9 protein-coding genes and 1 pseudogene are annotated in these 11,702 nt (G+C 69.9%); 7 read left to right on the top strand and 3 right to left on the bottom strand.

Going from position 1 to position 11,702, the window contains the following annotated elements; all coding sequences use genetic code 11:
- The 3 genes and pseudogenes from FMQ63_RS37680 to recR all read left to right on the top strand — a co-directional run.
- A pseudogene (locus FMQ63_RS37680) lies at nt 1–492 on the top strand (DNA polymerase III subunit gamma/tau); the annotation flags it as partial.
- A gap of 94 nt (nt 493–586) precedes the next feature.
- Nucleotides 587–904 carry a YbaB/EbfC family nucleoid-associated protein gene (locus FMQ63_RS35850; protein ID WP_011552030.1) on the top strand — a complete coding sequence of 106 codons (318 nt, stop codon included), beginning with the start codon at nt 587–589 and terminating at the stop codon, nt 902–904.
- Nucleotides 905–910: 6 nt separating this feature from the next.
- Nucleotides 911–1,504: a recombination mediator RecR gene (recR, locus tag FMQ63_RS35845; protein WP_011552029.1), complete on the top strand. Its 594-nt coding sequence runs from the start codon at nt 911–913 to the stop codon at nt 1,502–1,504.
- Nucleotides 1,505–1,540: 36 nt separating this feature from the next.
- On the opposite strand, the gene FMQ63_RS35840 is transcribed toward recR, so the two are convergent.
- Genes FMQ63_RS35840 through FMQ63_RS35830 form a run of 3 tightly spaced genes read right to left on the bottom strand, consistent with a single transcriptional unit; the run spans nt 1,541 to nt 6,998 of the window.
- Nucleotides 1,541–3,481, bottom strand: coding sequence for a protein kinase (locus FMQ63_RS35840; RefSeq protein ID WP_011552028.1), 1,941 nt, complete (start codon nt 3,479–3,481; stop codon nt 1,541–1,543).
- A 2-nt stretch (nt 3,482–3,483) separates the two neighbouring features.
- The gene (locus tag FMQ63_RS35835; protein WP_011552027.1) at nt 3,484–5,454 is read right to left on the bottom strand and encodes a FecR domain-containing protein; all 1,971 of its coding nucleotides are present in this window, start codon (nt 5,452–5,454) and stop codon (nt 3,484–3,486) included.
- On the bottom strand, nt 5,451–6,998 hold the full coding sequence (locus FMQ63_RS35830) for a collagen binding domain-containing protein (RefSeq protein WP_228556556.1): 1,548 nt from the start codon (nt 6,996–6,998) through the stop codon (nt 5,451–5,453). Before FMQ63_RS35830 ends, FMQ63_RS35835 begins: the two co-directional genes overlap by 4 nt.
- A 296-nt stretch (nt 6,999–7,294) precedes the next feature.
- Here FMQ63_RS35830 and mglB point away from each other — a divergent pair, with 296 nt between their 5' ends.
- From mglB to FMQ63_RS35810, 4 genes are all read left to right on the top strand, one after another.
- Nucleotides 7,295–7,774, top strand: a complete 480-nt coding sequence (gene mglB / locus FMQ63_RS35825; RefSeq protein WP_002637270.1) for a gliding-motility regulator GTPase-activating protein MglB — start codon at nt 7,295–7,297, stop codon at nt 7,772–7,774.
- An 11-nt stretch (nt 7,775–7,785) separates the two neighbouring features.
- On the top strand, nt 7,786–8,373 hold the full coding sequence (gene mglA / locus FMQ63_RS35820; RefSeq protein WP_011552025.1) for a gliding-motility regulator Ras-like GTPase MglA: 588 nt from the start codon (nt 7,786–7,788) through the stop codon (nt 8,371–8,373).
- A gap of 121 nt (nt 8,374–8,494) precedes the next feature.
- The gene (locus tag FMQ63_RS35815; RefSeq protein WP_011552024.1) at nt 8,495–9,199 is read left to right on the top strand and encodes a hypothetical protein; all 705 of its coding nucleotides are present in this window, start codon (nt 8,495–8,497) and stop codon (nt 9,197–9,199) included.
- A gap of 11 nt (nt 9,200–9,210) precedes the next feature.
- Entirely contained in the window at nt 9,211–11,640 is a 2,430-nt protein-coding gene (locus FMQ63_RS35810) for a tetratricopeptide repeat protein (RefSeq protein ID WP_011552023.1), read from the top strand.
- The last annotated feature ends 62 nt before the right edge of the window (nt 11,641–11,702 follow it).

The following is an 11,702-nucleotide window of genomic DNA, read 5'->3' as shown; positions in this document are numbered from 1 at the left end:
CCCCCCGTCACCCGCTCTCGGGACAACCCCAACCTGCCCCTCATCGAGCGTTGGCGGGCCGCCGTGGAGACGGTGAAGGCCTCCCATCCCAGGCAGGGCGCGGCGCTCTCCAACGGGCGATTGATGTCGATGAAGAACGGCGAAATCGTCCTCGGCTTCCTGCCCGTGGCCGGCTTCCACCGCATGGCCGTCAACTCCACCGCGGGCAAGGCCGCCGTGGACAAGGCCCTGGCCGAGCACTTCGGCCGCCCGGTGAAGCTCACCATCCAGGATGCGTCTCCGGACGACCCCCGGCTGGGCCCCAGTCTGGCCGATCAGGACGCACAGACGCGCGCCGCCCACGAGAAGAACACGGACAGCAAGGTCCGCAGCCACCCCGCCGTCCGAGCGGTGCTCAAGTTCCTGGGAGGCGAAATCGAACACATCCAGGTCTACGAGCCCGAGCGCCCCGGGGCCGTGCCAGCGGACGACACCTCCGACGACAGCGCCTGACAACCGCCTCGCGCAACGGTAGGGTGGCGCCCCATTCCACGCCGGGGCGGGGCCATGTCCGTGGCGCCCGCTCCCACGAGTACCGAGGAAGCATATGCCTGGCGTCGACCTGAACTACTTCATCCGGCAGGCGAACAAGCTGACGGAGAAGATTGAAGAACGGAAGCAGCAGCTGGCGGAAGAGAGCGTGGAGGCCAAGGCCGGTGACGGCCGGGTCACCGTCGTCGCCAACGGCATCCAGGAGATCCGCAGCATCAAGATCGACAAGGAAGCCATCGACCCCAACGACACGTCGATGCTCGAGGACCTCATCACCGCCGCGGTGAACGCCGCCCTGGCGAGCAGCCGTCAGCACATGCAGCGCGAGCTCGCGAAAATCTCCGGCGGCGTCAAGATCCCCGGCATTACCTGATACCGGATGACCCCCGATCCGCTGAATCGACTCGTCGCCCAGCTCGCGAAGCTGCCGGGCATCGGCGAGAAGACCGCGCAGCGCCTCGCGTTCCACATCCTGCGGGCGCCGGGTGAGTATGCCGCGGAGCTGTCGCAGGCCATTCGCGAGGTGAAGGAGAAGGTGCACCTGTGCGTGCGCTGCTTCTCCCTCACCGACGCGGAGACCTGCAACTTCTGCCGGGATGCTCGGCGCGACGAGCGCGTGCTGTGCGTCGTGGAGACGTTCGCAGACCTGATGGCGCTGGAGCGCACCCGTGAGTTCAAGGGCCGCTACCACGTCCTGCACGGCGTTCTGTCTCCCCTGGAGGGCGTGGGCCCCGACCAGCTCCGCATCCGCGAGCTGCTGGAGCGCCTCAACGACAGCCGGGTGGAGGAACTCATCCTCGCCACCAACCCGGACGTCGAGGGCGAAGCCACCGCCCTCTACCTGACCCGCCTGCTCAAGCCCATGGGCCTGCGTGTCACCCGCATCGCCCAGGGGCTGCCCATGGGCGGCGACCTGGAGTTCGCCGACCAGGCCACGCTCGCCAAGGCACTCTCCGCCCGCCGCGACCTCTAGGCCACTCGCGGTGGCGGCGCGAGCTTCCTCGCGCCGCTACTGCGTCACCCGCCACGAGAAAGGCATCACCACCGTGACCTCCTGGTCCCGGTGAGGAGGGAAGCGCAGGCGCTCCGCCTGGGCCTCCAGGCAGCGGCCCACGCCCGACGAAGCCAGCGGTCCCCGCGTCCCCGCCCGCACCTTGCCTGACGAGACGATGGTGAGCTGCACCTGCACCTCGCCCTGGCTCGACGGCAGGTCCGCCTTGTAGCGCTCGAAGCACGTGGTGATGCGCGCCCGTCCACGCGAGACGACACGCTGCACGTCGTCGATGCCCAGCGTCACCCGCTTCTGCGACGAGGCCTTCTTCGACCGCACAGGTGCCGCGTCCGCCCCTTCTTCATCCGCCTCCGCCTCGACATCGGACGCAGCGCCAGCAAGTCCGGCTTCGTCCGTCTCCGTCACGCCAGCAGCATCCACGGAGAGCTGCGCCGAATCCGTCTCGCCCACATCGCCACCCGCCCCATTGGCCACGGCGTCCGTCAGAGAACCGGCCTGAGCGGCGGCACCCACGGGTGCCACGGCCTCCATCGGCGCGCCGACCTGAGCGGCAGCAGCCTCCGGTGCCACGGCCTCCACGACGGGCACCGTGGCCGGCACCAGCGACACCGAAGCGGGCGTCGTCATCCACTGCCGATATCCAACGATGCCCGCCGCCGCCAGCATCAGGCCACCCGCCAATCCCACCGCCAGCGTACGCCAGCGTCGGCCTCCGGCCGTGGGGGCGGACTCCGGCGACGTTGACCCACGTGAGGCCGCGCCATGGGCAGGCACGCCTGGCGAGGAAGGCCGCATGGACATGCCGGGGCGCTGGGCGGACGTGGCATCGCCCTCCCGAGCAAGCACGCCATACAGGTTCGTCCCGTGCGGCTCCGCCCCCGGCGCCTGCCCCTGCGCCCCTGCCGCGGCGCCTCCGTACGTCGCGGTGAGCGTGGCCAGCGTGGGAATGCGTGAGCGCTCGGTGAAGCGCTCCTCACCAAAGTGCCCCTTCAAGAAGGCGCCGAGCGGCATCGCGCCCGAACCACTGAGATGCTCCGAGAGGAACGTCTCCAGCGCGTCCGCGAACGCCTCCGCGGTGGGGTAGCGGTCCTCCGGCTTGAAGGCCATGGCCTTCAGGAGGATGGCCTCCAGTTCCTCGGGCAAGTCCGGCCGCAGCTCGCGCGGCGGCTTGAGCTCGCCCTGCAGCAGCGCGTTGAGCACCGCCAGGTCGTTCTCCCGGGAGAAGGGCCGCACATGGGTGAGCGCCTCGTACAGGCTCACGCCCAGCGCGAAGATGTCCGCGCGGCGGTCCACCTCCTTGCCGCGCGCCTGCTCCGGCGCCATGTACATGTACTTGCCCTTCACCACGCCAGTGCGCGTGTTGACGAGCCGCGACTCGGCCTTGGCGATGCCGAAGTCCAGCACCTTCACCTGCCCCTGGTACGTCAGGTACAGGTTCGACGGAGAGATGTCGCGGTGGACGACGTTCAGCGGCTGCCCGGCCTCGTTGGTGAACTCGTGCGCGAAGTGCAGGCCGCGCGCCGCGTCGATGAGGACGCGGAGCACGACGGGGAGCGGCACGTAGTGGCGCTTGCGTCCGGCCAGCCGCAACGTCGTGGAGAAGTCCTCGCCCGCGAGGTACTCCATGCAGATGTAGTAACAGCCCTCCGCGAAGCCCAGCTCCTGAATCTGCACGATGTTCGGATGGGCCAGCTTCGCCGCCAGCCGCGCCTCGTCCCGGAACATCTCCACGAAGTCGGGGTTGTTCGTCAGGTGCGGCAGCATCCGCTTGATGACGACGTTGCGCTCGAAGCCGTCCGCGCCCAGCAACTTGGCGAGGAAGATTTCCGCCATGCCGCCTTCGGCCAGCTTTCGCACGAGCACGTACGGGCCATAAGGCTGAAGCAGGGGCACAAGGCCCGCTTCCGTCACAGGCAGGGTCGTCTGGGGGGGGGACATCCTCACGGCCCTCGCTGTTTCAGAGTGCGCACCGTATGGACCGCCGGGGCACCAGGACGCGTCATCTTAAACACCAATACGGGCGGCGAGCCCACCGGCTCCACCCAGGTGTTGAACCGGTGTTTGCCATCCAGCGCCACCGGGCGTCCATTGATGGACAGGCGGGCGTCCACAGGTGCGACACCGGCCGCGCGCACCTTCGCGCCCGCGGCCTGCCCGTTGCGCGGTGTGGACACCATGAGCACCGGCACCGAGTTGTCGTAGACCAGTTCCAGCTTGTTCATCCGTCCCCCCTTGAGCTGTGCACCCGTGGCGGAAAGCGGCGTGACGGACCAGAGGTAGTTGCCCTCGCTCAGCGCACCGGCGTCCAGCGCGGCGCGAGCCTCCGTCACGGTGCGTTCGGCCACCGGCGTATCCAATGCCCCCGCGCGGTACACCGCCACACGGTAGCGCGCCGCGGAGGTCTCCGAGGCATAGGTGAAGGTCACCGCCGGGGGCTTGTCCTGGTAGAAGATGGTCGTCTTCTCCGGCCCCTCGGGCACCACGTTGCGCACCCGCGCCAGCGAGCGCACCGCGCGCTCCGGCGCGAACGACGCGCTTCCCGACACCTGCGTCCCATCCTTGCGGCGCACCCGCCAGTGGAGCTTGCCGCGCACCGGCGCGGGCACGTTGATGAAGGGGCGGTACACCGTGCCTGACAGCACCGGCCGCGTGAAGGCCGCGTCCTCCGCGACCTCCACCAGGGCCTCGCCCTCCCCTTCCCAGGTGATGGCCACATCCCGCAGCCCTGGATGGAACACCTCCGCGCCGTCGACGACGCCCAGGGCCAGTGGCGCGGGCGCGAGCGGCTCGACGCGTGGCGCCTGCGCGGAGGATGCCTCCACCGTGGCGCGCTCACCCGCACGCAGCGCCTGCCGGGCATCTCCGCGAACCAGCGTCACCTGTCCGGTCAGCGCATCCACCAGATAGCCCGCGGCCGTGCGGCGCACCGCCAGCCGCGCTTCACCGCCGCCCTCCACCTGCAGCCCCGGCAGCACCAGCCGGCTGGTACGCCCTCGCGCGAGCTGCAGGTTCAGCCAGCCCCTCAACAAGTCGAAGCGAGCCTCGTCCGTGGCGCCGCCCTGCTCCGCTGACGTCAGCACCAGCTCCGCGTCCGAGCCCAGTGACGCCACCGTGGCCGAGCCCTCCAGTGCCAGCACCGCGGAGCCTCCGCGCCGGGTGCGCACGCTGCCCCCCGGAGATAACACCTCGCCCTGCTTCGCCACCGGACGCCAGTTCGACGCCCCCTTGGCCCGCACCTCCGCGCGCCCCGCCGCCAGCCGTACCGTCACCGGAATCGGCGCCAGCTCCAGGACACGCGCCCCGCGGGCCACCAGCTCCGTCCGGCCGGACGTCGCCTCCACCGCGTCGCCTTCGGACGCGCGCAGCGTCTTGCCATCGCGGCCCACGAACTCGATTGCGCCCAGCCGCACCTCGACGCGGCCCGCGTCCTCAGCCACCTGCACGCGCACCTCGCTGGGTTCATCCGCCCCCACGCGCGTGAGGCCGAAGGGCGTGCGGATGGTCAGTGCCACCTTCGAGCCCTGGCCCGTGCGCGCCGCACCAGCGGGCACGCGCGACAACAGGATGCCGCGCTCCACTTGAAGCACGATGCCTCCCGAATCCGAGCCCAGCGCGAAGCGCGCGTCCGGTCCCACCTCCACGGAACGGCCATCCGGGAAACGCACCGTGGCCGCCCCACCCGCGGCCGTCTCCACCGCGTCGCCCCCGTACAAGGGCCCCTCTTCGGCGGGCGCCCGCTTGCCACCTCGCTCCAGGCGCACGTCGCCGCTCAAGCCCTCCAGGCGGCCCAGCACTTCGCCAGCGCCCGCGTCGACCACCGCCGAGGGCCCGGGAGGCGGCGCCACGGCGTCATCATCACACCCCGCGACGAGGAGCAGCAGGACCAGGAACCAACAACGCGGGGCACTCACCGTTTCCCCCTCGGGAAGAGGTCGACATTGAGGATGGTCCGCTCCCCCTCGCGCAGGGTGATGACCTTCGTCTGGGACAGATGCCCTCGCGCGGAGATGGTGATGCGGTAGGTGCCACCCCGCACCTGGACATTGAAAGCCCCCTTCGCATCCGTGCGCGCGCGCACCCGGGCCTTCGTGACGAGGAGGGTCGCCGCCAACGGCTTGCCCCCTCGCACACTGCGAACCTGTCCCACCAGCGTGGCCCGAGTCCCCTTCTTTTCCGGCGCCAGTGGCACCGACAGCGTGGACTCCTGCCCGGCGATGACCACCGCGGCTTCATCCGCGGACTGGAAGCCGGAAGACGCCACCGCGACAGCCACGGGCCCCGGAGCCAGGTCCTTCACCACCACCTGCCCTGCCAGGTCCGTGCGCACCTGTGCCGTGCCCACCGACACGCGAATGTCCGGCAACGGCGCGCCCGTCCGCGCATCCACCACCGTCACCCGCAGCGCGCCCGTCGGTGGCGGCAGTGGCGCGGCTCGAACCTCCAGCTCCGCGCGCATGCCCTCCTCCACGGTGGCAGTCGCCTCCGCGGACGCGTATCCCTCCGCCGTCACCTGCGCGGACACCGGTCCGGGCGATAGGGACGCCACTTCGACGAGGCCTTGCGCATCCGCCACGTGCGCCTCGCCCTCCACCATGACCCGCGCTCCGGGCAGCGGCGCGCCCGTCCGCCCGTCCAGCACATGAAACCGCACGCTCCCGGGCACCACCACCGGCACGGGCACCTGCCGCGTCGTCCGGACACCGCCATGCCACGCCAGCTCCAGCGCCGCGCCCATCCGCCGCAGCCGCTGCCGGGACTGCGTCCCATCCTCCAGCGTCACCGTGTCCTGCACGTGCTCGAAGTCCAGCACCAGCGTGCCCGTCCAGCGCTCCGCTCGCCGCAGCGGCACCAGCAGCGCGCCACCGGCGGAGAACCCCGTCGCCTCCGCCCGGGCGCCCGTGGCGTCGCGCACCGACAGCGAGACCGGCAACTCACCGCGCGCCTCCAACTGCAGCCCCTGCATCAGCGGAAAGCGCACCAGGCCGCCTACCACCGCCGCATGCCGCACGCCCCGAAGGAGCACGGGCTCGGCCGAGTCACTGAAGTGGGGAAGCTGCGAGAAGCCATAGCCCGCGCCCAGCTCCGCGCGCACCGGGCCCAGGAAGGCGCGCGCCCGGGGGCCCACCGAGGCCCGCCACAGGCTGCCACCGGTGATCCGCAGCGCGCCCTCCCGCAGGTCGAAGGCCTCCCGCTGCAACCCGGCCCACGCGCCCAGCCAGGACGTGCCCAGCCACGCAGTGCCCACGGCCGCGACGTCGTTCGGCGTGAAGCCCTCATAGGTGAGCCCGGGCCCTACATCCGCCTGACGGCCGTCACGGAGGGACAGCCCGTAGCGAAGGCGCGACGAGGCGTGCTCGGCCACTTCCTCCGCGTGGGCGGGGGACGTGGCAAGCAGGACGAGGAGCACCAGCGCCAGGCGCGCCACGAAGCAACGCGGGAAAAGCGGGAGCGGCAAAACGCAGCGGAGTATAGAGAAAGCCGGGAAGGCCCCCAACCCCGTGGGAAGGGCTCTTTCAGGCCCCACGCGCCCAGGGTGCGGATCCGTGGCCTCCACCCCACAGTGCGTCCGGAGGGCATGGGAACGGGCACGGAACCTCCTCCAGGAAGCGGAAGGCTTCTTGCTGGAGTGGATACGCTTTGCTAAGCATCCTGACGGTCGGTAGCGCCTCGTCTAACCTCGTGGATTCACTCTAGAAACATCGGAGCGTCGCCATGAGCGGGACGAGCGAACGCTGAGGAGCGCATACGCCCATGGGCACGCAACTGGTGATGTACGAAGAGGAGTTCACCAAGATCAACGCCGTTTGCGACCGGCTTACCAAGGACGCGAACGCGAAGGTGGTCTTCCTCGTCGACAAGAACGGGCAGCTCATCTCCTCCGCGGGTCAGACGCAGAACATCGACACCACGTCACTGGCCTCGCTGACGGCCGGTAACGTGGCCGCGATGGGTGGCCTGGCCAAGCTGATTGGGGAGAACGAGTTCCCCAACCAGTTCCACGAGGGGGCCAAGGACTCGCTGTACATGACCATCGTCGGCAGCCGGGTCGTGCTGGTCGTCATCTTTGACAACCGCACCAGCCTCGGCCTCGTCCGCCTTCGCATCAAGAAGGCCAGCGACGAGCTCACGAAGATCTTCGAGAGCCTGGTGAAGAAGACTGACAGTCCTGGAGCTGGGTCGCCCTTCGCCGAGATCTCCGACGACGATATCGACAACCTCTTCAGCGAGTAACCCGGGAAGCCATGTCCTTCATCAATTACTCATCCCGCGAAATCAACTGCAAGATTGTCTATTACGGGCCCGGGCTCTGCGGGAAGACGACCAACCTTCAGTACATCTACAACAAGACCGCCGCAGAGACGAAGGGCAAGCTCATCTCCCTCTCCACGGAGACGGACCGCACGCTCTTCTTCGACTTCCTGCCGCTGTCGCTCGGTGAGATTCGCGGCTTCAAGACGCGCTTCCACCTGTACACGGTGCCCGGTCAGGTCTTCTACGACGCCAGCCGCAAGCTCATCCTCAAGGGCGTGGACGGTGTCGTGTTCGTGGCAGACAGCCAGATCGAACGCATGGAAGCGAACATGGAGTCGCTCGAGAACCTCCGCATCAACCTTGCGGAGCAGGGCTACGACCTGAACAAGATTCCGTACGTCATCCAGTACAACAAGCGCGACCTGCCCAACGCGGTGACGGTGGAGGAGATGCGCAAGGCGCTCAACCACCGCAACATCCCGGAGTACCAGGCCGTGGCGCCCACGGGCGTGGGCGTCTTCGACACGCTCAAGGCCGTGGCCAAGCTCGTCCTCACCGAGCTCAAGAAGGGTGGTTGAAGCAAGCGCCCAGGCGGGCGACCCCGGTCCCCGCCCACGGCGTGGCAAGACGTCCTACAGGCAAGGGTGCTATGTCCTCCCTTGCCGTCAGGTCGGACCGTCTGCCCACTGAGGTCGTACCGTGCGTGTCGCCGCCACCTTCCCGCTCCTCGCCCTGCTGAGCGCCGCCCTCTGTGGGCCGGCGCTCGCGCAGGAGCCCGCCGCATCCGCTCCTCCCTCGGCACAGACCGCGGCGACCGCGGACGAGGCGTTCGACACCCGCGTAAAGACGCTGGAGGAGAACGTCGTCGACCTGAAGGAGAAGATCTACCGCTCCAAGGCGCGCCTGCTGCTGCTGCAGGAGACGGTGCTGGGCGGTGACGTCTCCACGGGCGCTCGCGCCGTCATCATCCACAAGAACGAGATGGGCGGCTCCTTCGAACTGGAGTCGGTGGCGTACGCGCTCGACGGCGCGCCCGTCTACACGCAGGTAGATGAAGAGGGCCACACGGACCTGGGCAAGCGCGAGCTCTTCGAGGTCTTCAACGGCCGCATCGTCCCCGGGCAGCACCAGCTCGCCGTGCGCCTCGTGTACCGGGGCAATGGCTACGGCGTGTTCAGCTACCTGGAGGGCTACAAGTTCAAGGTGCAGTCCAGCTACACCTTCAGCGCGGAGCCGGGGAAGACGTCCACCGTGCACGTGGTGGGCTACGAGCAGGGCGGCATCACCACGGACCTGAAGGACCGGCCCGCGGTGCGCTACGACGTCTCCGTCGCGCGTGAGTCGGGCCGCAAGGCCGCGCCCGCCGCCCCGCCGCCCGTCACCCGTTCCACTCCCGGGCAGTAGAGGGCCAGACGGTGAACGCGTCACTCCGCGCCCTCGCTCTCGCGGCGGTCCTGCTAGGGCCGGCGGCCGTCCGTTCCGCCGAGCCCGCGCAGGCGCCCGCGCCCCCGCCGCCCGCGCGCGACCTGTCGCCGCGGCTCGATGCGGTGGAGACAGGACTGCTCGGCGTCGAGGAGAACCTCCACTTCGTGGAGACGCAGTTCACCCAGCGCGCCGAGCCCAGTGACGACGACGCCCTCGCGCGCCGCTTCTCCGACGGCGAAATCCACTACCTGCTGGGCGACTGGCCGGCGGCGTCCGTCCTCTTCTATGACCTGGTGAGCGACCCGCGCTTCCGCCCGCATCCGCGCTATCCGGACGCGCTGTTCTACCTGGCGGACTCGCTCCTGGAGCAGCACAACGACATTGGCGCGCGACTGTACCTGCGCGAGCTGCTGGCCCTGCCCCCGACCTCCGGGCACTACCGCGAGGCCCTGTCGCGCTACCTGACGGTGGCCGGCCGCCTCAATTATTTCGAGGGTGTCGAGGCCTACGTGGCGCAGGCCCGCACGCTGTCCGGTGGGCAGCTGTCCCCGGAGATTGCCTACGTCCACGCGAAGTGGCTGTTCCGGCGCACGGACCTGTCTCCGGCGGACCGCATCACCCAGGCCCGCGCCGCCTTCACGCCACTGGCGCAGGCACCCAACGGCGCCTTCCGGCTCCAGGCCGCCTACCACCTGGGCGTGTTGTCCGTGCAGGAAGGTGACCTGCCCGCGGCCATCACCCGCTTCCAACAGTTGGCCACCCCGCCCTCTGCCCAGGCCGCACAGGCCGCTCCGGGCAGGACGGGTCCTCGCCGCTCCGCGCCCACGCCGGAGGAGGAAGCCCGCCGCGTGCGCGAGCTGGCGCTGATGTCATTGGGACGGCTGCTGTACGAGACGGGCCGCTTCGACGACGCGCTGGACCGCTACGGCCAGGTGCCGCGTGACAGCGAGTCCTTCCCCGACTCCCTCTACGAATCCGCCTGGGTCCACGTGCGACGGGGCCACTACCAGCAGGCGAAGAACGCCATCGACATCCTCCTGCTGGTGGCGCCCGACTCGCAGCTCGCCGCCGAAGGCCGCATCCTCCAGGGCAACCTGCTCCAGAAGCTGCGCCGGTACGACGAGGCGACCGACACCTATACCCAGGTCATCGACACCTTCCGGCCCCCCAGGGAGCAGGTGGACGCGCTGCTGAGCTCGCACAGCGACCCGGTGGCGTACTTCGACCGGCTGCTGGTGCGCGCGGACGGCCCGCTGGACATGCGCACGGTGCTGCCGCATCTGGTGCTGAAGTACGCCACCACGCAGCGCGAGGTGGCGGACGCGGTGCGGACGGTGGAGGACATCGACAGCGGTCGCCGGGGCCGGAGCGAGGCCGCGGCCATTGCCCAGCGCATCCTCCACGCCCTGGACACGCGCGGCCTGGAGACCTTCCCGGAGCTGCAGGAAGCCAACACGCGCGCGGACGCGGTCGACACCGCCCTCACCCAAGCGGAGGCGGAGCTGGTGCGGGTCGAGACGCTCGCGATGCAGGCCGTGCTCACGCCCGCCGAGCTGGCGCGGCTGACGGAGGCCCAGCACGCGCGTGAAGCCCTGGAGCGCCGCTTCTCCGCGCTGCCCACCTCGTTGAAGACGCTGGAGGACCGCCGCGAGCGCATGCAGCGGCGCGTGGACGAGTTGGACCGCGAGGCCTACCGGCTCGACTTCGAGCTTCAGTCGCTCAACGCCATCGCCGCTTCGATACGCAAGTGGGTGGATGACTCGCGGACGCACCGGCAGACGCCTCCGGACGAGGAGCGCGAGTTCCTGCTGCAGTTGCAGGCCGAGGTCCAGACGCTGAAGGACCTCAAGGCGGAGCTGACCGCCACGCGCGCGCGGCTGGCGGACGAGCGCAACGCCGTGGACACCACCCTGGCCGGCGAGCGCGCCATCCGCGTCGCCTATGCCGATTCCCTGCGGCGCGAGCACGCCATCCTGCGCGAGGCGGAGCCCCGGGCGGACGCGGAGGTCCTCGCCACGCTGCGGCGCACCCACGGCGTGCGCGGCCGGCTGGACGGCCTGCGCGAACGCGTGACGACGGCCCGGAACGTGGTGCGCGAGCGGCTGGAGCGCCGGGGCCGCGTCATCCGCGAGAAGGTCGTGGCCGAGCAGCAACTCCTGGAGCGCTACGAGGCCGAAGTCGCCGCCGTCTCCGGTGACGCCAGGCAGTTGGTGGGCCGCATCGCCTACGACAGCATCCGCCGCGTGCGGCAGCAGTTCTACGACCTGGTGCTCAAGGCGGACGTGGGCGTGGTGGACGTGGCCTTCAACGAGAAGCAGGACAAGACGACGGCCATCCAGACGCTCTCCTCGCAGAAGGACGAGGCGCTGCGCGAGCTGGACGCCGAGTTCCAGGATGTCCTGTCCGAGGTGAAGGAGTGATGCGCTCCCGTCTCCTCGCCGCGCTGCTCGCCCTGGCTGGCCCCGCCTCCGCCGCGGAGGCC

The sequence above is a fragment of the Myxococcus sp. CA005 genome, assembly GCF_006518205.1.
In the GTDB taxonomy this organism is placed as follows: domain Bacteria; phylum Myxococcota; class Myxococcia; order Myxococcales; family Myxococcaceae; genus Myxococcus; species Myxococcus xanthus.
Note: the sequence above shows the minus strand (reverse complement) of the source record. Positions and strands in the feature narration are given on the sequence as shown.